The organism is Burkholderia sp. BCC1977 (genome assembly GCF_905339595.1).
Lineage (GTDB): Bacteria > Pseudomonadota > Gammaproteobacteria > Burkholderiales > Burkholderiaceae > Burkholderia.
Genome location: NZ_CAJPGQ010000005.1, coordinates 159,783 through 181,668 on the forward strand (window position 1 = coordinate 159,783; position 21,886 = coordinate 181,668).

The following is a 21,886-nucleotide window of genomic DNA, read 5'->3' on the forward strand; positions in this document are numbered from 1 at the left end:
CCGTCCCCATGCAAAGCACCCTTTCCCAATCGCCCGGTAGCCGGTTCTCGCAGTACATGGCGCTGACGAAGCCGCGTGTCACGCAGCTCGCGGTGTTCTGCGCGGTGATCGGCATGTTTCTCGCGACGCCGGGCATGGTGCCGTGGCATGTGCTGATCGGCGGCACGGTCGGCATCTGGCTGCTGGCCGGCGCCGCGTTCGCGATCAACTGCCTCGTCGAGCAGAAGATCGACGCGATGATGCGCCGTACCGCGTGGCGTCCGTCCGCGCGCGGCGAGATCACGACGCCGCAGATCCTGCTGTTCTCGGCGGTGCTCGGCAGCGTCGGCGCATGGACGCTCTATACGTTCACGAACCCGCTGACGATGTGGCTGACGATCGCGACGTTCGTCGGCTACGCGGTGATCTACACGCTGCTGCTCAAGCCGATGACCCCGCAGAACATCGTGATCGGCGGCGCGTCGGGCGCGATGCCGCCGGCGCTCGGCTGGGCCGCGGTCACCGGCGCGGTGCCCGGCGACGCGTGGATCCTCGTGCTGATCATCTTCGTGTGGACGCCGCCGCATTTCTGGGTGCTCGCGCTGTATCGCCGCAAGGACTACGAAAACGCGGGCCTGCCGATGTTGCCGGTCACGCACGGCGAGCAGTACACGCGGTTGCACATCCTGCTGTACACGGTGATCCTGTTCGCGGTCACGCTGATGCCGTTCATCTCCGGAATGAGCGGCGCCGTCTACCTGACGAGCGCGGTGCTGCTCGGCGCGGTGTTCCTCGCGTATGCGTGGAAGATCTACCGCGACTATTCGGACGAACTCGCCCGCAAGGCTTTCCGTTACTCGATCGTCTACCTGTCGCTGCTGTTCGCTGCGCTGCTGGTCGATCACTACGCACGCCCGCTGCTCGGCGTGTAACCGCACGGTTTGAACGCAATGCTCCACTCATGGTTCGGGCGCCGCGCGCGCCAAGGCTGGATGCTCGCGTGCGCATTCGCGGCAGCCACGCTGCTCGCCGGCTGCGACAACGCGCCGAAATTCCAGAATCTCGACATCACCGGCAACACGCAGTTCGGCAGCGATTTCTCGCTGCCCGATACGGCCGGCAAGGTGCGCACGCTCGCCGACTTCAAGGGCCGGGCGGTCGTCGTGTTCTTCGGTTATACGCACTGTCCGGACGTCTGTCCGACGACGATGGCCGAACTGTCCGAGGCGCTGAAGCAGCTCGGGCCCGATGCCGCGAAGCGCGTGCAGGTGCTGTTCGTCACCATCGATCCGGAGCGCGACACGTCCGCGCTGCTCGGCCAGTACGTGCCCGCGTTCGATCCGTCGTTCATCGGCCTGCGGCCGGCCGACGAAGCGGCGCTCAAGAAGATCACGAAGGATTTCCGCGTGTACTACGCGAAGGTGCCCGGCAAGACGCCCGGCAGCTACACGATGGATCACACCGCGGCGAGCTACGTGTTCGATCGCGACGGCAAGCTGCGCCTGTTCGTGCGCGACGGCCAGGGCCCCGGCCCGTGGGTCCACGACCTGAAACTGCTGGTCGGCTGAGCGGCGCGCGCCGCATGTTCGCCCGGGCGCTCGCCCGGCAACACGCGTGACGGCCGCGCCGCGCCGTCACGCATTCCTCCTGCTTCCCCTCGATCCGCATGCGCCGCCTCGCGGCGGCCGCGTGCGTGCGCACATTCGCGCGCTCGCGCGCGTTACGGCAGCGCCGGTACGTTGAAGCCCTGCGCGGCGCGCGTGATCCGGAATTCCGTCACCCGATACGTCGCGAGCCCTTCGGTCACGAACGGATCGGTCTCGAGGATCGCGTCCAGTTCGTCGCGGTCGATGCGGGCCGCGAGAATCACGCCGCCTTCGCGCGGCACCTTCGGCCCGGCCGCGATGAAGATGCCGCGCTCGAACAGCGGTTGCAGATACGCACGGTGGCGTTCGAGCGCATCGTCGATGCGCTCGAGCGACGCGTTGTAGTGGATGTCGATGACGTACATGGTTGGCCCTGGAATGTCGCCGGCGCGTGGCGCGCCGGTCAGCCGGCCTTTGTAGCACAGCGGCCGTTCCGTGTCGTGCCGGCCTTGGTGCGGCGAATGCGTGTATTCAAGTTGTAAGTGTCGCTGCCGTAAATACGGGGGCAACCGTTTGCGCGCGACCGGCCGTTCGCGCGCAGCGCGGGAATCGACTTCGACAACGAGGCACGCAGATGAGCAGAATGAGTTTGAACCGCAAGCTGTGGCTCGCGCTTGCGCTGGTATGGATCGGATTACTCGGCGTCGGCGCATGGAGCGCATACGAGACGCGCGCGACGATGCTCGCCGAACGCAAGGCAGGCATCGCCAACCTGGTCGACTCGGCGGCCGGCATCGTGAAGGCCTACCACGCGCTCGCGCAGAGCGGCACGCTGCCCGAGGCCGACGCGCAGCGCGACGCGCTCGCGAGCCTGGCCGCGATGCGCTACGGCGAGTCGGGCTATGTGTTCGTGATGGATTCGAAGCCCGTCGTGCTGATGCACCCGACGCTGCCGAAGCTGGTCGGCACGCAGGTCGGCGACTATCTCGATCCGGACGGCAAGCCGCTGTTCGTCACGATCCTCAACGCCGCGAAGGCGACCGGCAGCGGCTTCGCCGAGTATCGCGGGCGGCTGCCGCACAGCGAGACCGCGGTGCCGAAGATCAGCTACGTCACGCGCTTCGCGCCGTGGGACTGGAACATCTCGAGCGGCGTGTTCCTGAAGGACATCGATACCGTCTACTACCGCACGCTGTTCGGCCACCTCGCGGTCGTGTTCGTGATCGGCTTCGTGATCAGCGCGGCGATGCTCGTGATCATCCGCAACGTGCGCGGCAGCCTCGGCGGCGAGCCGGACGAAGCGGCCGCGCTGGCGACCCGCATCGCACAGGGCGACCTCACGCGGCCGGTGCCGGTGCGCGCGGGCGACGGCACCAGCATGATGGCGGCGATGCGGGACATGCAGGCGCGCCTGCAGGCGACGATCGGCGGGATCCGCCAGTCGGCCGAGTCGATCGCGTCGGCGAGCCGCGAGATCGCGTCCGGCAACGACGACCTGTCGCAGCGCACCGAGGAGCAGGCCGCGTCGCTCGAGGAAACGGCCGCCAGCATGGAGCAGCTGACCGCGACGGTGAAGCAGAACGCCGACAACGCGCGGCAGGCGAGCGGGCTCGCGAACAACGCATCGGAGATCGCGCGGGCGGGCAACGACGTCGTCAGTCGCGTGATCGGCACGATGGGCGAGATCGACGACAGCTCGCGCAAGATCGCCGACATCATCGGCGTGATCGAGGGCATCGCGTTCCAGACCAACATCCTCGCGTTGAACGCGGCGGTCGAGGCGGCGCGCGCCGGCGAGCAGGGGCGCGGCTTCGCGGTGGTCGCGGGCGAGGTGCGTTCGCTCGCGCAGCGCAGCGCGACGGCCGCGAAGGAGATCCGCGAGCTGATCGTCGATTCGGTCGAGCGCGTGCGCAACGGCTCGACACTGGTCGGCCAGGCCGGCACGACGATGGGCGAGATCCTGCAGGCGGTCGCGCGCGTGACCGACATCATGGGCGAGATCGCGGCCGCGTCCGAGGAGCAGGCGAGCGGCATCACGCAGGTCGGGCGCGCGGTCACGCAGATGGACCAGGTCACGCAGCAGAACGCGGCGCTCGTCGAGGAGGCCGCCGCGGCCGCCGCGTCGCTGCAGGAGCAGGCCGGGCGGCTGCGCGACGCGATCGGTGCATTCCGGGTCGCCGATACCGGTGGCCGCGCTCATTGAAACGCAACTAACGGCCGGATTGCGCATCCCCCGCCAGCACCGCTGCGGTGCATACCCATATGAGCGGGATGTATTTCACTTCCGGCCGATCCTGTGACACCATTTGCCCCTTCCTGCGAGTCCGGGGATACCCGTATCGCGCCCCCATTTTCAGTTAGCAAGAAAGCGAGAAACAGATGAAGCGTCGCAGTCTCCTGAAGGTATTTTCCGTGCTGGCCACCGGTGCCGCGCTGACGCTGTCGGCGGGCGCGCACGCCGAGGACAAGGTCATCAAGGTCGGCACGGTGGCCGGCCCGGATTCGGAAGTGTGGCAGGTCGTGCAGAAGGTCGCGAAGGAGAAGGAAGGCCTGAACGTGAAGGTCATCGAGTTCAACGACTACGTGCAGCCGAACGCGGCGCTCGACTCGGGCGACCTCGACGCGAACAGCTTCCAGCACCAGCCCTACCTCGACAGCCAGGTGAAGCAGCGCGGCTACAAGATCGTCAGCGCGGGCCTGACCTACATCTCGCCGATCGGCGTGTACTCGAAGAAGTTCAAGGCGCTGAAGGACCTGCCGCAAGGCGCGAAGCTCGCGGTGCCGAACGATCCGTCGAACGAGAACCGCGCGCTGCTGCTGCTGCAGACGCAAGGCGTGATCAAGCTGAAGGCCGGCGCCGGCACGGGCGGCAACAACGCGACGGTGCTCGACATCGCCGAGAACCCGAAGAAGCTGAAGATTTCCGAACTCGACGCCGCGCAGCTGCCGCGCGTGCTGTCGGACGTCGACGCTGCCGTGATCAACACGAACTACGCGCTCGCGGCGAACCTGCAGCCGACCAAGGACGCGATCGCGCTCGAGTCGCTGACGAGCCCGTATGCGAACCTGATCGCCGTGCGCGCGAAGGACAAGGATCAGCCGTGGGTGAAGAAGCTGGTCAAGGCGTACCAGTCGCCGGAAGTGCGGGAATTCATCAAGAAGCAGTTCAAGGGCTCGATGGTCGCGTCGTTCTGAACGCCGCACACCGGTCGGACCGCTGAAACGAAAGGGCCTGCATGCGCAGGCCCTTTTTCATTGGCGCGGCCGGCAACCGACTGACCGGCGTTCAGCGCCGGCTCACATCTCGCCGCGCCGTGAGCAGATCGCCATGATCTGCTGGATCGCGTAGTTGTCGCGCACGCCCGGCAGCGACTGCACGACGCACTCGTGAAAGCGCCGCTCGCGCGGCAGCAGCATCGCGTTGTTGCGGTACAGCGCATCGCACGATCGCTGGATCAGTTGCGCGGCCGCGCCGTTGCGGCTCTCGCGCAGTGCATTGAGCATGCAGTCGTCGTATTGCGCGTAGCCGTCGGTCAGCGCGAATGCCGCGCCCGGCAGCGCCAGCGCGACGGCCGCGCATGCGATCGCACGGATTCCCCGTTTCATGCGCCCTCCGATGGTGTGGATTGGGTCGGCGGACAGCATAACGTAAAGCGGCAAGGGCGGCTGACGCGTTGCGCCGGGACCGGCGCGGAGCGCCGCCGGCCGGGCTTCGCACGCGCTTCGCGGCGGCGCGGCGGCAGGGCTTGCGGGCCGGTCGCGTGAAAGCGTGGAGTCAGGCGGTGGTCTGCGGAAATGGTATCCTCGTGCGTTCGCCGCCGCGCGCCTTCCCGGGGCCCGCGCGGGGCCGCTGCCGCCCGCACTGCCACCCGGTTGCGCGCGCATCGGCACCTGCATGACGGCGGCGGGAATCCATCATCCAGAACCGACACAAAAACGGGGGAGACTCACCCATGAAGCGTTTCAAGATTTTCGCGATCCGTTCGATCACGGCCGGCGTCGCCGCATTCGCGCTGGCTGGCGCCGCGCACGCACAGACGGTCAAGGTGCTGTCGATCGTCGACCACCCGGCACTCGACGCGATCCGCGACGGCGTGCGCGCCGAACTGAAGGCGGAAGGCTACGGCGACGACAAGCTCAAGTGGGAATACCAGAGCGCGCAGGGCAACACCGGCACGGCCGCGCAGATCGCGCGCAAGTTCGTCGGCGACCAGCCCGACGTGATCGTCGCGATCGCGACGCCGGCCGCGCAGGCGGTCGTCGCGTCGACCAAGAGCGTGCCGGTCGTGTATTCGGGCGTGACCGATCCGGTCGCGGCGCAGCTCGTGAAGGGCTGGGGCGCGTCGGGCACCAACGTGACGGGCGTCTCCGACAAGCTGCCGCTCGACCGCCAGGTCGCGCTGATCAAGCGCGTGGTGCCGAAGGCGAAGACGGTCGGCATGGTCTACAACCCGGGCGAGGCGAACTCGGTCGTGGTCGTGAAGGAACTCAAGGAGATCCTCGCGAAGCAGGGGATGACGCTGAAGGAAGCGGCCGCGCCGCGCACCGTCGACATCGGCCCGGCCGCGAAGAGCCTGATCGGCAAGGTCGACGTGATCTACACGAACACCGACAACAACGTCGTGTCCGCGTACGAAGCGCTCGTGAAGGTCGCGAACGAAGCGAAGATCCCGCTCGTCGCCGGCGACACCGACAGCGTGAAGCGTGGCGGCATCGCGGCGCTCGGCATCAACTACGGCGACCTCGGCCGGCAGACCGGCAAGGTCGTCGCGCGCATCCTGAAGGGCGAGAAGCCGGGCGCGATCGCGTCGGAGACGAGCAGCAACCTCGAACTGTTCGTGAACACGGGCGCGGCCGCGAAGCAGGGCACGGCGCTGTCGCCGGATCTCGTGAAGGAAGCGAAGACGGTCATCAAGTAACCGCGCCGGTCACCGCCGCGCCGGCAGGCCCGATCCGGGCCTGCACGAAACCGCCGGACGGGCGGCTCCCACCCGGGGCCGCGCGTCCGCTTCGCCCGTCCGTACACGTCCGGCCGGGAAGCAACAGGATTTTCCCATCATGTCTCTGTTCTCGTTTCTGGGCGCGCTGGAGATCGGCCTGATCTTCAGTCTCGTCGCCCTCGGGGTGCTGATTTCGTTCCGCATCCTCAACTTTCCCGATCTGACCGTCGACGGCAGCTTTCCGCTCGGTGGCGCCGTCGCCGCGACGCTGATCTCCGCCGGCCATGACCCGTTCACGTCGACCGTGATCGCGATCGTCGCGGGCGCGCTGGCCGGTTTCATCACCGGCTGGCTCAACGTACGCCTGAAGATCATGGACCTGCTCGCCAGTATCCTGATGATGATCGCGCTCTACTCGGTCAACCTGCGGATCATGGGCCGGCCGAACGTGCCGCTCATCACCGAGCCGACGATCTTCACCGTGCTGCAGCCCGACTGGATGCCCGACTACGTGCTGCGCCCGGCGCTGCTCGCGATCGTCGTGGTGGTCGCGAAGCTCGGTCTCGACTGGTTCTTCTCGTCGCAGCTCGGCCTCGCGATGCGCGCGACCGGCGCGAACCCGCGGATGGCGCGCGCGCAGGGCATCGCGACGGGCCGCGCGACGCTCGCCGGGATGGCGCTGTCGAACGCGCTCGTCGCGCTCGCCGGTGCGCTGTTCGCGCAGACCCAGGGCGGCGCCGACATCTCGATGGGGATCGGCACGATCGTGATCGGGCTGGCCGCGGTGATCATCGGCGAGACGCTGCTGCCCGCGCGCCGGCTCGTGCTGACGACGCTCGCCGTCGTGCTCGGCGCGATCGTCTACCGCTTCTTCATCGCGCTTGCGCTGAACAGCGAATTCATCGGCCTGAAGGCGCAGGACCTGAACCTCGTGACGGCCGCGCTCGTCACGATCGCGCTGGTGCTGCCGGCGACGCGCAAGAAGCTGTTCGCGCGCAAGAACGGAGGGGCATGACATGCTGTCCGCACAAGACCTGAAACTCACGTTCAACCCCGGCACGCCGATCGAGACGCGCGCGCTGCGCGGGCTGTCGCTCGAGATTCCCGACGGCCAGTTCGTCGCGGTGATCGGCTCGAACGGCGCCGGCAAGTCGACCTTCCTCAATGCGGTCAGCGGCGACCAGCGTGTCGATTCGGGACGCATCGCGATCGACGGCACGGACGTCACGCGGCAGCCCGCGTGGGATCGCGCGCACCTCGTCGCGCGCGTGTTCCAGGATCCGATGGCCGGCACCTGCGAGGCGCTGACGATCGAGGAGAACATGGCGCTCGCGATGGCGCGCGGCGCGCGGCGCGGCTTTCGCGCGGCACTCGACCGGCCGTCGCGCGAGCTGTTCCGCGACAAGCTGCGTCTGCTGAACCTCGGGCTGGAAAACCGGCTGACCGACCGGATCGGACTGCTGTCGGGCGGCCAGCGGCAGGCGGTGAGCCTGCTGATGGCGTCGCTGCGGCCGTCGCGGATCCTGCTGCTCGACGAGCACACGGCCGCGCTCGACCCGAAGACGGCCGCGTTCGTGCTGGAGCTGACCGCGCGCATCGTCACCGAGAGCAAGCTGACGACGATGATGGTCACGCACAGCATGCGGCAGGCGCTCGACTACGGCGACCGCACGGTGATGCTGCACCAGGGGCAGGTCGTGCTCGACGTGTCGGGCGACGCGCGCCGCGGGCTCGACGTGCCGGACCTGCTGCAGATGTTCGAGAAGGTGCGGCACGAGCAGCTCGACGACGACGCGTTGCTGCTCGGCTGACGCGCGGCGGGCGGACCGGCGCGGTGTGCGGGGCGTGGCATCGTGCCGGTTTGCTTGCGGGTTTGGCCGCGCGATCCGGTTCGCCGGCGTGGCCTCGGGGCCGGATGGTTGCGGCGGGTGGCCGTTCGGCCGGCGCGCGCCGGCCACGCCCGGGGCGGCGCGCCGTAACATGATGGATGTGCCGGCTTTTCCCGCGTTTTTCCTCTGACGAAAAGCCGGTTTCGTACCAATACTGTGCGACGCGAGCGCATTGCCATATACTGTATATCCATACAGTTGTGGGTGGCGTCATGCTCGCATCCTCCATTTCTCCCGAATCCCTTCATCCATCGCTCTGGCGCGGCTCGCAGCTCGCGCGCGGCGGTTTGCGCACGATCGACACCGGGTTTGCGCCGCTGTCGGCCGAGCTGCCGGGCGGCGGCTGGCCGGTCGGCGGGCTCGTCGAATTGCTGGCCGCACAGCCGGGCTGCGGCGAGATGCGGCTGCTCGCGCCCGCGCTCGCGCGCACCGTCAGCGCGCGGCGTCCGCTCGCGCTCGTCGCGCCGCCGCAGTCGCCGCATGCGACCGCGCTGGCCGGTCTCGGCGTGCCGTCCGACGCGCTGCTGTGGCTGCGTGCCGGCAGCCGCACCGACGCGTTGTGGGCCGCCGAGCAGGCGCTCAGGACGGGCTGCTGCGGTGCGCTGCTGCTCTGGCAGGACGCGCGGCCCGATGCGTTGCGGCGCCTGCATCTCGCGGCCGCGCGCACCGGCGACACGCTGTTCGTGATGCTGCGCCCGCTGTCGGCCGCGCGGCAGCCGTCGCCGGCCGTGCTGCGCGTCGCACTGCATCCGGTGCCGGGCGGCGTGTCGCTCGACATCGTCAAGCGACGCGGGCCCGCGCGCAGCGAGCCGCTGGCGCTCGATCTGCCGTCGCCCATCGTGGAGAGCCGCTATGCGCGTCTTGCTCGGCATCCATCTGCCGCGCCTGCCGCTCGACGTGTGCGCCCCGCCGCCGTCTGACGGCGCGGCGGACGACACAGACGACGCAGGCTGCGCGGTGCTCGAGCAGGGTGTCGTGCTGATTGCCGACGCGCCCGCGCGGCGGCAGGGCGTGCGCGCGGGCATGAAGCGCGGCGGCGTGCTGACGCTCGCGCCCGACACCCGGCTCGTCGAACGCGATCCCGCCCGCGAGGCCGATGCGCTGCGCGCGGTCGCGCTCGCGTTGCTGCGCTTCTCGCCGTGCGTCGCGCTCGACGACGAAGCGACGCTGATCGTCGACGTCGGCCCGAGCCTGCGCCTGTTCGGCGGCCTGCCGTCGCTGTGCCGCCAGGTGCGCGCGACGCTCGCGGCGCTCGGCTATGCGGCGCGCCTGTCCGCCGCGCCGACCGGGCGCGGCGCGTGGCTGCTCGCGCGCACGGCGGCGCGTGCACGCATCCGGCGCCGCGTGGCCGGGCCGGCTTCGCTCGTCAGGACGCTCGATCGGCTGCCGTGCGTGCTGCTGCCCGACGCGCGCCCGTATGCGGGCTGGCTCGACGGCCTCGGCTGCCGCACGCTCGCCGATCTGCGCGGCCTGCCGCGCGCGGGGCTGCAGCGCCGCTGCGGTCCGGCGCTGCTCGCCGCGCTCGATCGCGCGTACGGCGAGGCGGTCGAGCCGCTCGCGTGGATGGCGGTGCCGCCCGTGTTCGACGTGCGGCTCGAATTGCCGGAGCGCGTCGAATACGCGGAAGCCGTGCTGTTCGCCGCGCGGCGGCTCGTCGTGCAGCTCTGCGGGTGGCTGGCCGCGCGGCAGCTGTCGCTGGCCGCGATGACGTTCGATCTCGAGCACGAGCGCGGCCGCCAGGCCGTGCCGCCGACGCCGCTCGAGCTCGCGTTCGCCGCGCCCGTGCGCGACGAGACGCACTTCATGCGGCTGCTCGGCGAGCGGCTCGCGCGCGTCGAGTTGCCGGCCGCGGTGATCGCGGTGCGGCTGAAGGCCACGCGCGTCGAATCGGTCGCGCCGCCGGCCGACGATCTCTTTCCCGAGCCGGGCGGCACGCGCGAGTCGCGCGCGCGGCTGTTCGAACTGCTGGTCGCGCGGCTCGGCGCGGAGAACGTGCTGCGCGCGGCACCCGTCGCCGATCATCGTCCGGAGGCCGCGAACCGCTGGCTGCCGCTCGAGGCGCAAGCGGGCAAGCCGGCCGGCGGGCTGCCTGCCGTGCCGCCGCGTCCCACGTGGCTGCTGGCCGAGCCGCAGCCGCTCCTGATGCGCGAGAACCGGCCGGTGTTCCATACGCCGCTCCGGATGATGTCGTCGGCCGAGCGGATCGAAGCCGGGTGGTTCGACGGGCAACTGGCCGCGCGCGATTACTACGTCGCCCAGGACGAGGTCGGCGCGTGCTACTGGGTGTTCCTGGAGCGCTCGGGAAGCCAGGTCGAGCCGCGCTGGTTCCTGCACGGCTTGTTCGGGTGAGCGGAGATGGTTGCGGAATTCAGCTGGCTGCCCGATTACGCGGAGTTGTTCTGCCGTTCGAACTTTTCGTTCCTGCATGGCGCGTCGCATGCGGACGAGCTGGTCGAGCGGGCCGCCGAACTCGGCTATCGCGGGATCGCGATCACCGACGAATGCTCGCTGGCCGGCGCGCCGCGCATGCATGTCGCGGCGCAGGCGCAAGGGCTGCCGCTCGTCATCGGTTCGTATTTCGACGTCACGCCGGATGACGTCGCACCGGGCCACGATCCGGGCCCCGGCGCGTTCGGGCTCGTGCTGCTCGCGCAGAACCGCGAGGGTTACGGCAATCTTTCCGAGCTGATTTCGTGGCGGCGGATGGCCGCGCCGAAGGGCACCTACACGTTGACGTCGCGGATGCTGTCGGCACCGCCCGCGGAGTTCGCGCACCTGCGCGGCATGCCCGACTGCTTCGCGATGCTCGTGCCCGCGTATCCGGTGCGCGCCGACGTACTCGATGCGCAGGTCGCATGGTTTCGCGCGACCTTCGGCGAGCGCGCGCGGCTCGGGCTCGTGCAGCTGCAGCGCGCGCTCGATGGCGCGCAGCGCGAGGAGATTCGTGCGGCCGGCGAGCGGCGCGGCGTGCGCATCGTCGCGCTCGGCGACGTGACGATGCACCGGCGCTCGTGCAAGCCATTGCAGGACGTGATGACGGCGATCCGGGTCGGCATGCCGGTCGCCGAGTGCGGGTATGCGCTGGCGCCGAATGCGGAGCAGCACCTGCGTTCGCGGCAGCGTATCGGGCAGTTGTACGCGTCGGACGAGATCGCGGAGACGTGCGCGATTCTCGACGCGTGCCATTTCGAACTGAGCTCGCTGCGCTACGAGTATCCCGACGAGATCGTGCCGACGGGGCTGACGCCGACGAGCTATCTGGAACAGGAAACCTTCGCCGGGGCGGCCGGGCGTTATCCGCACGGGCTTCCGGAAAAGGTCGAGAAGCAGATCAGGCATGAACTCGACCTGATCGCGAGGCTGAGCTACGAACCGTTCTTCCTGACCGTCTACGACATCGTCAAATACGCGCGCAGCCGGAACATCCTGTGCCAGGGCCGCGGCTCGGCCGCGAACTCGGTCGTCTGCTATTGCCTCGGCATCACCGAGGTGAACCCCGAACAGAGCACGATGCTGTTCGAGCGCTTCATCAGCGAGGAGCGCGGCGAACCGCCGGACATCGACGTCGACTTCGAGCACCAGCGCCGGGAAGAGGTCATCCAGCATATCTACGAAAAATACGGCAAGGATCGCGCCGCGCTTGCGGCGGCCGTCTCGACGTATCGCCCGCGCGGCGTGTTGCGCGAAACCGGCAAGGCGCTCGGCGTCGATCCGATGCTGGTCGATCGCGTCGCGAAGGGGCATCGCTGGTTCGACGGCAGCCGCGACCTGCTGCAGCAATTCGCGACGACCGGGCTCGATCCCGACACGCCGCTGATTCGCGCGTGGGCCGAACTGGCGGGACGCTTGCTCAACTTCCCGCGTCACCTGTCGCAGCACTCGGGCGGCTTCGTGATCAGCCGCGGCAAGCTCACGCGGCTCGTGCCGGTCGAGAACGCGGCGATGGACGGGCGGCGCGTGATCCAGTGGGACAAGGACGATCTCGAATCGCTCAAGCTGATGAAGGTCGACGTGCTCGCGCTCGGCATGCTGTCGGCGCTGCATCGCGCGTTCGACCTGCGCACCGCGTGGCGCGGGCCGCGCGAGGACGGCCAGCCGTTCACGCTGAAGCACATTCCGCAGGATGACGAAGCCACCTACGACATGATCTGCCGCGCCGATACGGTCGGCGTGTTCCAGATCGAATCGCGCGCGCAGATGTCGATGCTGCCGCGCCTGAGGCCGCGCGACTACTACGATCTCGTCGTCCAGGTCTCGATCGTGCGGCCCGGGCCGATTCAGGGCGGCGCCGTGCATCCGTACCTGAAGCGGCGCAGGATCGTGGCCGGCGAAGAGGAGGGCGAAGTCACGTATCCGAGCGAGGCGCTCAAGGCAGTGCTCGTTCGCACGCTCGGCGTGCCGATCTTCCAGGAGCAGGTGATGCAGATCGCGATCGTCGCGGCGGGCTTCACGCCCGGCGAGGCCGACGAGCTGCGCCGCGCGATGGCCGCGTGGAAGCGCAAGGGCAATCTCGAGAAGTATCACGACAAGATCGTCGACGGGATGCTCGAGCGCAACTACACGCGCGAATTCGCCGAACAGATCTTCGAGCAGATCAAGGGCTTCGGCGAATACGGCTTTCCCGAGAGCCACGCGGCCAGCTTCGCGAAACTCGCCTATGCGAGCAGCTGGCTCAAATGCCACGAACCCGCGATCTTCGTCGCGTCGCTGCTGAACAGCCAGCCGATGGGGTTCTACGCACCCGCGCAGCTCGTGCAGGACGCGAAACGCCACGGCGTGAAGGTCTTGCCGGCCGACGTCGCGCGCAGCGGCTGGGAAGCGTCGCTCGAAGCGCTGCCCGGCCAGCCGCCGCCGCACGGCCAGCCCGCGGTGCGGCTCGGTCTGTCGCTCGTGCGCGGGCTCGGCGAGGCTGCCGCGCGGCGCATCGAGGCCGCGCGCGCGGCCGGCCCGTTCGAGAACGTCGACGCGCTCGCGCGCCGCGCGCAGCTCGAACGGCGCGATCTCGAAGCGCTCGCCGCCGCGAACGCGCTTGCGACGCTCGCCGGCCATCGCCGCGATGCACTGTGGCAGGCCGTCGCCGCGGCCCCCGAACGCGATCTGCTCGCCGCCGCGCCGATCGACGAAACGGAGCAGCCCGTGCTCGGCGCGCCGTCGGAAGCCGACGACATCCTCGCCGACTATCACACCACCGGCCTCACGCTGAACCGCCACCCGGTCGCGCTGCTGCGGCCCGCGTTGCGCGCGCAGCGGCTGTCGTCCGCGGCCGAGTTGCGCGACCGTCCCGACGGCCGGCTCGCGCGCGCGTGCGGGCTCGTGATCGCGCGGCAGATGCCGGGCACCGCGAAGGGCGTGATGTTCATGACGCTCGAGGACGAGACGGGCTGCGTGAACGTGATCGTGCGGCCCGAACTGCTCGCGCGGCAGCGCCGCGAAACGCTCGATTCGCGGCTGCTCGCGGCGTCGGGCGTGTGGCAGGTCGTCAGCGACGTGAGGCATCTCGTCGCGCAGCATTTCGAGGATCTGACGCCGCTGCTCGGCGGCCTGCGCACGTCGAGCCGCGAGTTCCACTGACGCGGCGCGCCGGCACGCCGCCCGCGCGCTGCCGCCGGATGCATACCAGTCGATCGAACTGGTTCTATCCCGGTATCGTTTTCGGCGCTCCAAACCCGGCAAATCCGGCACCGGAACTGTCCCCTTGCAGACCAATCCGGGTAAATCCCTATCCCGCATCGCGTTGTAAACAAAGGCTTTCCCGTGACTAAAACACTTGACGGGCAAGGCTTCCGGCGATTTTTGCACCGCTAATACCAGTTCGTTGACTGGTATTATGGTGGTTATATAATGCGTTCACTTTCGACGGTCCGAGATCGTCGTCCGACACCCGGAGGCACATGGAAACCGGCTGGTCCGAACTGGCGCCCGATCCCCTCGACGACACGCCGCTGTATCTGCAGCTCGCCCGCAACCTGGCGTGCGCGATTCACGCCGGCGCGTGGCGGGCCGGGGAGGCGCTGCCGTCGGAGCGGCTGCTGTCGGGGTCGGTCGGCGTGTCGCGGATCACGGCCCGCCGTGCGCTCGCGCTGCTGGTCGAGCAGGGGCTGATCAAGCGGGCGCGCGGGGCGGGCAGCTTCATCACGCCGCGGGTGGCCGATCCGCTGTCGCGTCTCGTCGGCTTCACCGCGAAGATGCAGCAGCGCGGGTTCGTGCCCGATTCGGTGTGGCTGTCGCGCAAGCTGCGCGCCGCGCGCCGCGACGAGATCACGCGTCTCGGTCTCGCGCCGGGCGCGACGGTCGCGCGGCTCGAACGGCTGCGCCGCGCGGACGGCATCGTGATGGCCGTCGAGCATTCGACGCTGCCGGCCGCGGTGGTGCCGGATCCGCAGGCGCTCGGCGCGTCGCTGTACGAATACCTCGACGCACGCGGGATGACCGTCGTGCGCGCGCTGCAGCACTTTCGCGCGGCGAACGCGACGCACGAGATCGCGAAGTGGATGGCGGTGAAGCCGGGCTCGGCCCTGCTCGTGATCACGCGCATCGGCTACGGCGCCGACCAGCGCGCGATCGAAGTGACCGAAACGTATTGCCGCGACGACTATTACGACTTCGTCGCCGAACTGAAACGCTGACGCGCGAGACTGCCCGCGCGCCACGCGCAACGGAACGCAACGCAACGGATTTGCAAATCGCGACGCGGATGTCCGCGTCACCAGATCATCAAGAGAAACGTCATGCTGACTGGAAACATCCTTACCCCCGACGGCTGGATTCACGGCTCGCTCGACAGCGAGAACGGCCGCATCACCACGCTCGACGGCACGCCCGCCGATCCCGCGAAGAACGACGCGCCGTACATCCTGCCCGGCTTCATCGACCTGCACGTGCACGGCGGCGGCGGCGCCGACGTGATGGAAGGCGGCGACGCGATCGAGACGATCGCGCGCACGCACGCGCAGTTCGGCACGACGAGCCTGCTCGCGACGACGATGACCGCGCCGCGCGACGAACTGATGCAGGTCGTCGCGAACCTCGGCACCGTCGCCCGCACCCGCACGCCCGGTGGCGCGCGCGTGCTCGGCGTGCATCTCGAAGGGCCGTACATCAACCCCGGCAAGCTCGGCGCGCAGCCGGACGCGGCCGTGTCGGCCGTGCTCGACGAAGTGCTGAAGTACCTGTCGATCGCGCCGATCCGCGTCGTCACGCTCGCGCCGGAAATCGCCGGCCACATCGAGATCATCGGCGAGATGGCCGCGCGCGGCGTGCGCGTGCAGCTCGGCCACTCGCTCGCGACCTACGACGACGCCGTCTCCGCGCTCAAGCACGGCGCATGCGGCTTCACGCACCTGTTCAACGCGATGTCGCCGCTGCATCACCGCAACCCGGGCCTGGTGGGCGCGGCGCTGGCTCATGCCGAGTACGCGGAAATCATCCCCGACCTGCTGCACGTGCACCCGGGCGCGATTCGTGCGGCGCTGCGCGCGATCCCGCGCCTGTACGTCGTGACCGACAGCACGTCCGCCACCGGCATGCCCGACGGCGAATACCGGCTCGGCAGCCAGCACGTGACCAAGTGCCTCGGCGGCGTGCGGCTCGCCGACGGCACGCTCGCCGGCTCGACGCTGACGATGGACCAGGCGCTGCGCAACCTCGTGTCGCTCGGCCTGCCGATCGCCGACGTGTCGAACCGGATGTCGCGCTATGCGGCCGACTACCTCGGCGTCACCGATCGCGGCCGCCTCGAGCGCGGCGCATGGGCCGACCTCGTCGTGTTCGATCGCGACCTGAACCTCACCGCGACCTACGTCGAAGGAGAATCGATTGTCGAATATGCTTAAGGAAGCGCGCGAGTCCGCCCAGGTCGTCGCCGCGCAACTCGCCGACACCACGCGCGTCGAAGCGCTCGCCGGCCAACTGCTCGATCACCCGCCGGCCGTCGCGCTGACGGTCGCGCGCGGCAGCTCGGATCACGCCGCCAGCTATTTCGCGAGCCTGACGATGAGCCGCCTCGGCGTGCCCGTCGCGTCGCTGCCGATGTCGGTCGCGACGCTGCAGCAGGCGCCGCTGAAGGTGCAGGACCAGCTCGCGCTCGCATTCTCCCAGTCGGGCAAGAGCCCCGACCTCGTCAACACGATGGCCGCGCTGCGCGAAGCCGGCGCGCGCACCGTCGCCGCCGTCAACGTGCTGCCGTCGCCGCTCGCCGACGCGTGCGAGCACCAGCTGCCGCTCCTGGCCGGCCCCGAACTGTCGGTCGCCGCGACCAAGAGCTATATCGCGATGCTGTCGCTGTCCGCCCAGATCGTCGCGTACTGGCAGCGCGACGCCGCGCTGATGACGGCATTGCGCGGCCTGCCCGACGCGCTCGCGCAGGCCGGCCGGCTCGACTGGTCGCCGGCGGTCGCCGCGCTCGCGGGCGTCGAGCGGATGATCGTGATCGGCCGCGGCCTCGGTCTTGCGATCGCGCAGGAAGCCGCGCTGAAACTGAAGGAAACCTCCGGCATCCAGGCCGAGGCATTCTCGAGCGCCGAAGTCCGTCACGGCCCGATGGAGCTGATCGACCGCGACTATCCGCTGCTCGTGTTCGCGCCGCCGGGACCCGAGCAGGCCGGGCTGCTGCAGCTCGCGCAGGACATGCGCGCACGCGGCGCCGCCGTGCTGCTCGCGGCGCCCGCCGGCACGCCCGGCGCGACCTTGCCGCTCGCGCAGTCCGCCCATTCGGCGCTCGACCCGATCGCCGCCATTCTTTCGTTCTACGTGATGGCGGCGGATCTCGCCGTCGCGCGCGGCCGCAATCCCGACACGCCGCGCCACCTGAACAAAGTCACCGAAACGCACTGATAGCCGAGACCGCCGATGAGACGCGCCGAGGAGTCCCAGTTGAAGAGTTCCACCCATGATCAGATCGTCCTGCTCAGTCCCTTGACCGGGCCGATCGTCGCGCTGGCCGATGTGCCCGATCCGGTGTTCTCCGGCGGGATGTTCGGCGACGGCATCGGCATCGACCCACTCGCGGGCCAGCTCGTCGCGCCGTGCGCCGGCATCGTGTCGCATCTCGCGCGCACCGGTCATGCGGTGACGATCACGACGCCGCAAGGCGCGGAAGTGCTGCTGCACATCGGCATCGATACCGTCGAGCTGAACGGGCAGGGCTTCACCGCGCACGTCGAAGCCGGCGCGCGTGTCGAGGCGGGCGACCTGCTGATCGAGTTCGACCAGGACGCGGTCGCGCGCAGCGCGCATTCGCTGGTGTCGGTGATCGCGATCGCGAACTCCGACGCGTTCGACGTGGTCGAGCGCGCGAGCGGTTTCGCGACCGCCGGCGAGACGCCGCTGCTGACGCTGCACGGCAAGGGCGAAGCCGCCGCGCAGGCGGCGCAGGCCGGCGCCGCGGCGATGCACGAGGTGCGCCGCGAGATCGTGCTGACGCAACCGGGCGGCCTGCACGCACGCCCGGCCGCGCGGGCGCGTGAGTCCGTGCGCGGCTTCGACGCGACGGTCGACGTGCAGTTCGACGGCCGCAAGGCGTCGATCGCGAGCGTCGTGGGCCTGCTCGGCCTCGGCGCCGGCGAAGGCGCGACGATCGAACTGATCGGCCGCGGCGCGCACGCGCAGCAAGCCGTCGAAGCGGTCGAGCATGAGCTGCTGCGCGAAGCGCACGGCGAAGTCGAGGAGCAGCCGGCGCGGCTGCGCTCGCCTGCACCGCAGGCGATCGTGCACAACACCGCCGCAAGCCTCGATCCGAACACGCTCGCGGGCGTGTGCGCGGCGCCCGGCATCGCGGTCGGCACGCTGGTGCGGCTTGACGATACGGACATCGTGCCGCCCGAACAGGCGACCGGCACGCCCGCGTCGGAAAGCCGCCGGCTCGACCAGGCGCTGAAGGCGGTCGACGCCGAACTCGACGAAACGGTGCGCAACGCATCGGCGCGCGGCGCGGTCGGCGAGGCGGGGATCTTCGCGGTGCATCGCGTGCTGCTCGAAGACCCGACGCTGGTCGACGCGGCGCGCGACCAGATCAGCCTCGGCAAGAGCGCGGGCTTCGCTTGGCGCGCGACGATCCGCACGCAGATCGACACGCTGTCGAAACTCGACGACGCGCTGCTCGCCGAGCGCGCGGCCGACCTGCGCGACATCGAGAAGCGCGTGCTGCGCGCGCTCGGCCACACGAGCGGCGCGACGCGCACGCTGCCCGACGAGGCCGTGCTCGCCGCCGAGGAATTCACGCCGTCGGACCTGTCGTCGCTCGATCGCCAGCGCGTGACCGCGCTCGTGATGGCGCGCGGCGGCGCGACGTCGCATGCGGCGATCATCGCGCGCCAGTTCGGCATTCCGGCGCTCGTCGCGGTCGGCGACGCGCTGTACGCGATTCCGGACGGCACGCAGGTCGTCGTCGACGCGAGCGCGGGTCGTCTCGAACACGCGCCGACCGCGCTCGAGGTCGAGCGCGCGCGCCACGAACGCCAGCGTCTGGACGGTGTGCGCGAAGCGAACCGGCAGCAGGCGCGCGAAGCCGCCGCGACGGTCGACGGCCGCGCGATCGAGGTCGCCGCGAACATCGCGACGCTCGACGACGCGAACACCGCGGTCGACAACGGCGCGGACGCGGTCGGCCTGTTGCGCACCGAGCTGATGTTCATCCATCGCCAGGCCGCGCCGAGCGTCGTCGAGCACCAGCAGAGCTACCAGTCAATCGTCGACGCGCTGCAGGGCCGCACCGCGATCATCCGCACGCTCGACGTCGGCGCCGACAAGGAAGTCGACTACCTGACGCTGCCGCCCGAACCGAACCCGGCGCTCGGCCTGCGCGGCATCCGCCTCGCGCAGGTGCGCCCCGACCTGCTCGACGATCAGCTGGAGGGCCTGCTCGCGGTGAAGCCGTTCGGCGCGGTGCGCATCCTGCTGCCGATGGTGACGGATGCAGGCGAGCTCGTGCGGCTGCGCAAGCGCATCGACGAATTCGCGCGTGCGCAGGGCCGCACCGAGCCGATCGAGGTCGGCGTGATGATCGAGGTGCCGTCGGCGGCGCTGCTCGCCGATCAGCTCGCGCAGCACGCGGATTTCCTGTCGATCGGCACCAACGACCTGACGCAGTACACGCTCGCGATGGACCGCTGCCAGGCCGATCTGGCCGCGCAGTCCGACGGCCTGCATCCGGCCGTGCTGCGCCTGATCGACATCGCGGTGCGCGGCGCGGCGAAGCATGGCAAGTGGATCGGCGTGTGCGGCGCGCTGGGCGGCGATCCGCTCGCGGTGCCGATCCTCGTCGGCCTCGGCGTGACCGAACTGTCGGTCGACCCGGTGTCGGTGCCGGGCATCAAGGCGCGCGTGCGCCGTCTCGATTACCAGCTGTGTCGCCAGCGTGCGCAGGATCTGCTCGCACTCGACTCGGCACAGGCGGTAAGGGCAGCAAGCCGCGAGGTCTGGCCGCTCGACTGAACGTCGACGGCGGGCACGCGACCCGTTTCACTACGAAAGCAATTAGGTCAACGACGCTTAATGACGAGACATGGATTGGAGGACTGAATGGACGGGAATCCGTTTCTGAAGATACAGGGCCTGGGCCGGGCGCTGATGCTGCCGATCGCGGTGTTGCCGGTCGCCGGCATCCTGCTGCGACTCGGGCAGCCGGATGTGTTCAACATCAAGATGATCGCCGACGCCGGCGGCGCGATCTTCGACAACCTGCCGCTGCTTTTCGCGATCGGCGTGGCGGTCGGTTTCGCGAAGGACAACAACGGCGTGGCGGCACTCGCGGGCGCGATCGGCTATCTGATCGAGACCGCGATCATGAAGGACATCGATCCCAAGCTGAACATGGGCGTGCTGTCCGGGATCATCGCGGGCGTGGTCGCGGGCTTGCTGTACAACCGCTACAAGGACATCAAGCTGCCCGACTACCTCGCGTTCTTCGGCGGCAAGCGGTTCGTGCCGATCATCACCGGGCTGGTGTGCGTGATACTCGGCATCGTGTTCGGCTACGTGTGGCAGCCGGTCCAGCATATGATCGACGCGGCCGGCCAGTGGCTGACGACGGCGGGCGCGATCGGTGCGTTCGTGTTCGGCTTCCTGAACCGCCTGCTGCTCGTCACGGGCCTGCATCACATCATCAACTCGCTCGCGTGGTTCGTGTTCGGCAACTTCACGCCGCCGGCCGGCGGCGAGCTCGTGCACGGCGACCTGCATCGCTTCTTCGCGGGCGATCCGACCGCGGGCACCTTCATGGCCGGCTTCTTCCCGATCATGATGTTCGGCCTGCCGGCCGCGTGTCTCGCGATGCTGCACGAAGCGCCGAAGGAGCGCCGCGCGATGGTCGGCGGCCTGCTGTTCTCGATGGCGCTCACGTCGTTCCTGACCGGCGTGACCGAGCCGATCGAATTCAGCTTCATGTTCCTCGCGCCGGTGCTGTACGTGATCCACGCAGTGCTCACCGGGCTGTCGCTCGCGATCTGCCAGATCCTCGGCGTGAAGCTCGGCTTCACGTTCTCGGCCGGTGCGATCGACTACGTGCTGAACTACGGGCTGTCGACGAAGGGCTGGATCGCGGTGCCGCTCGGCATCGCGTACGGTGTCGCGTACTACGGACTGTTCCGCTTCTTCATCCGCAAGTTCAACATGGCGACGCCGGGCCGCGAGCCGGCCTCGGCCGATGCGGCGACCGAGTCGTACGCATCGGGCGGCTTCGTCGCACCGGCGGCCGGTGCTGCCGCGGCAGCACCGCGAGCGCAGCGCTACATCGCCGCGCTCGGCGGCGCGGGCAACCTGACGGTCGTCGACGCCTGCACGACGCGCCTGCGCCTGAGCGTCGTCGATCCGGAGAAGGTGTCGGAACCGGAACTGAAGTCGATCGGCGCGCGCGGCGTGCTCAAGCGCGGCGGCAACAGCGTGCAGGTGATCATCGGGCCCGAGGCCGACATCATCGCCGACGAGATGCGTTCGGCGATCGGCAGCGGTGCGGCCGGTGGCGCGGCGACAGTGACGGCCACGGCTGCAGCCGCGCAGCCGGTCACGGGCGCGGCGGCCGGTCCGCTGGATCCCGATCCGCTGCGCTGGCTCGCGGTGTTCGGCGGCGCGACCAACGTGGCAGCGCTCGACGCGATCGCGACCACGCGCCTGCGTGTCGTCGTGCGTGACGCATCGGCGGTCGATCGCGTTCGACTCGGCGCGCTCGATGTCGCATGGGTGTCGCCGGACACGTTCCACATCGTCTGCGGCAACGCGGCGGCACGCTATGCGGAACAGCTCGGCGCGCGCCTGACGTCGACGGGCGGCGGGGCGGCCCCGCAACCGGCCTGATCCGGCATGATGCGATGAGGCAGGTCCGGTCCGCGTAGCGGGTTCGGGCCGCCGGGCGGTAAAACGAAAACGGCTTGCGATGCGTCGCAAGCCGTTTTTCGTTGGCGCGGCGGACGGCAACGGGTTGCCGTATCGCCGGGACGAAAAAAAACCTCGCGCGACGCGAGGTTCGTTCCGGACGGCACGGGCGGTGCGATCCACCGCC

At 69.5% G+C, this 21,886-nt stretch carries 17 protein-coding genes; 15 read left to right on the top strand and 2 right to left on the bottom strand.

Annotated features, from left to right (window positions below; translation table 11 throughout):
* Positions 1 to 8 precede the first annotated feature (8 nt).
* Together cyoE and U5771_RS06830 are read left to right on the top strand one after the other, a co-directional pair.
* Positions 9 to 911, top strand: coding sequence for a heme o synthase (cyoE, locus tag U5771_RS06825; protein ID WP_322023268.1), 903 nt, complete (start codon positions 9 to 11; stop codon positions 909 to 911).
* Positions 912 to 929: 18 nt separating this feature from the next.
* The gene (locus U5771_RS06830) at positions 930 to 1,547 is read left to right on the top strand and encodes an SCO family protein (RefSeq protein ID WP_322023269.1); all 618 of its coding nucleotides are present in this window, start codon (positions 930 to 932) and stop codon (positions 1,545 to 1,547) included.
* A gap of 152 nt (positions 1,548 to 1,699) precedes the next feature.
* Here U5771_RS06830 and U5771_RS06835 read toward each other — a convergent pair whose 3' ends face one another.
* The gene (locus U5771_RS06835) at positions 1,700 to 1,990 is read right to left on the bottom strand and encodes a YciI family protein (RefSeq protein WP_044848209.1); all 291 of its coding nucleotides are present in this window, start codon (positions 1,988 to 1,990) and stop codon (positions 1,700 to 1,702) included.
* A 209-nt stretch (positions 1,991 to 2,199) separates the two neighbouring features.
* On the opposite strand from U5771_RS06835, the gene U5771_RS06840 reads away from it, so the two are divergent.
* On the top strand, positions 2,200 to 3,768 hold the full coding sequence (locus tag U5771_RS06840; RefSeq protein WP_322023270.1) for a methyl-accepting chemotaxis protein: 1,569 nt from the start codon (positions 2,200 to 2,202) through the stop codon (positions 3,766 to 3,768).
* 176 nt (positions 3,769 to 3,944) lie between these two features.
* Positions 3,945 to 4,760 (top strand): MetQ/NlpA family ABC transporter substrate-binding protein, encoded by an 816-nt coding sequence (locus tag U5771_RS06845; RefSeq protein ID WP_322023271.1) that lies wholly within the window; start codon positions 3,945 to 3,947, stop codon positions 4,758 to 4,760.
* Between the two features lie 102 nt (positions 4,761 to 4,862).
* Here U5771_RS06845 and U5771_RS06850 read toward each other — a convergent pair whose 3' ends face one another.
* Positions 4,863 to 5,171, bottom strand: coding sequence for a VF_A0006 family four-cysteine protein (locus U5771_RS06850; RefSeq protein ID WP_322023272.1), 309 nt, complete (start codon positions 5,169 to 5,171; stop codon positions 4,863 to 4,865).
* A gap of 347 nt (positions 5,172 to 5,518) precedes the next feature.
* On the opposite strand from U5771_RS06850, the gene U5771_RS06855 reads away from it, so the two are divergent.
* The 11 genes from U5771_RS06855 (at position 5,519) to nagE (ending at position 21,681) form a co-directional block, all read left to right on the top strand.
* Positions 5,519 to 6,484: an ABC transporter substrate-binding protein gene (locus U5771_RS06855; protein ID WP_322023273.1), complete on the top strand. Its 966-nt coding sequence runs from the start codon at positions 5,519 to 5,521 to the stop codon at positions 6,482 to 6,484.
* A 139-nt stretch (positions 6,485 to 6,623) separates the two neighbouring features.
* Positions 6,624 to 7,520, top strand: a complete 897-nt coding sequence (locus U5771_RS06860; RefSeq protein WP_322023274.1) for an ABC transporter permease — start codon at positions 6,624 to 6,626, stop codon at positions 7,518 to 7,520.
* Position 7,521: 1 nt separating this feature from the next.
* Complete coding sequence (locus tag U5771_RS06865; protein WP_322023275.1) at positions 7,522 to 8,316, top strand: ABC transporter ATP-binding protein; 795 nt, start codon at positions 7,522 to 7,524, stop codon at positions 8,314 to 8,316.
* Between the two features lie 290 nt (positions 8,317 to 8,606).
* Positions 8,607 to 9,314, top strand: coding sequence for a translesion DNA synthesis-associated protein ImuA (imuA, locus tag U5771_RS06870; protein WP_322023276.1), 708 nt, complete (start codon positions 8,607 to 8,609; stop codon positions 9,312 to 9,314).
* Positions 9,247 to 10,743 (top strand): DNA polymerase Y family protein, encoded by a 1,497-nt coding sequence (locus U5771_RS06875; RefSeq protein WP_322023277.1) that lies wholly within the window; start codon positions 9,247 to 9,249, stop codon positions 10,741 to 10,743. Before imuA ends, U5771_RS06875 begins: the two co-directional genes overlap by 68 nt.
* A gap of 6 nt (positions 10,744 to 10,749) precedes the next feature.
* Positions 10,750 to 13,965 carry an error-prone DNA polymerase gene (locus tag U5771_RS06880; RefSeq protein WP_322023278.1) on the top strand — a complete coding sequence of 1,072 codons (3,216 nt, stop codon included), beginning with the start codon at positions 10,750 to 10,752 and terminating at the stop codon, positions 13,963 to 13,965.
* Positions 13,966 to 14,285: 320 nt separating this feature from the next.
* Positions 14,286 to 15,020 (top strand): GntR family transcriptional regulator, encoded by a 735-nt coding sequence (locus tag U5771_RS06885; protein WP_322023279.1) that lies wholly within the window; start codon positions 14,286 to 14,288, stop codon positions 15,018 to 15,020.
* A 102-nt stretch (positions 15,021 to 15,122) separates the two neighbouring features.
* Complete coding sequence (gene nagA, locus U5771_RS06890; RefSeq protein ID WP_322023280.1) at positions 15,123 to 16,226, top strand: N-acetylglucosamine-6-phosphate deacetylase; 1,104 nt, start codon at positions 15,123 to 15,125, stop codon at positions 16,224 to 16,226.
* Positions 16,219 to 17,226: an SIS domain-containing protein gene (locus U5771_RS06895; protein ID WP_322023323.1), complete on the top strand. Its 1,008-nt coding sequence runs from the start codon at positions 16,219 to 16,221 to the stop codon at positions 17,224 to 17,226. Before nagA ends, U5771_RS06895 begins: the two co-directional genes overlap by 8 nt.
* A gap of 15 nt (positions 17,227 to 17,241) precedes the next feature.
* Positions 17,242 to 19,824: a phosphoenolpyruvate--protein phosphotransferase gene (gene ptsP, locus U5771_RS06900; RefSeq protein ID WP_322023281.1), complete on the top strand. Its 2,583-nt coding sequence runs from the start codon at positions 17,242 to 17,244 to the stop codon at positions 19,822 to 19,824.
* A gap of 87 nt (positions 19,825 to 19,911) precedes the next feature.
* Positions 19,912 to 21,681 (top strand): N-acetylglucosamine-specific PTS transporter subunit IIBC, encoded by a 1,770-nt coding sequence (nagE, locus tag U5771_RS06905; protein ID WP_322023282.1) that lies wholly within the window; start codon positions 19,912 to 19,914, stop codon positions 21,679 to 21,681.
* Positions 21,682 to 21,886 lie beyond the last annotated feature (205 nt).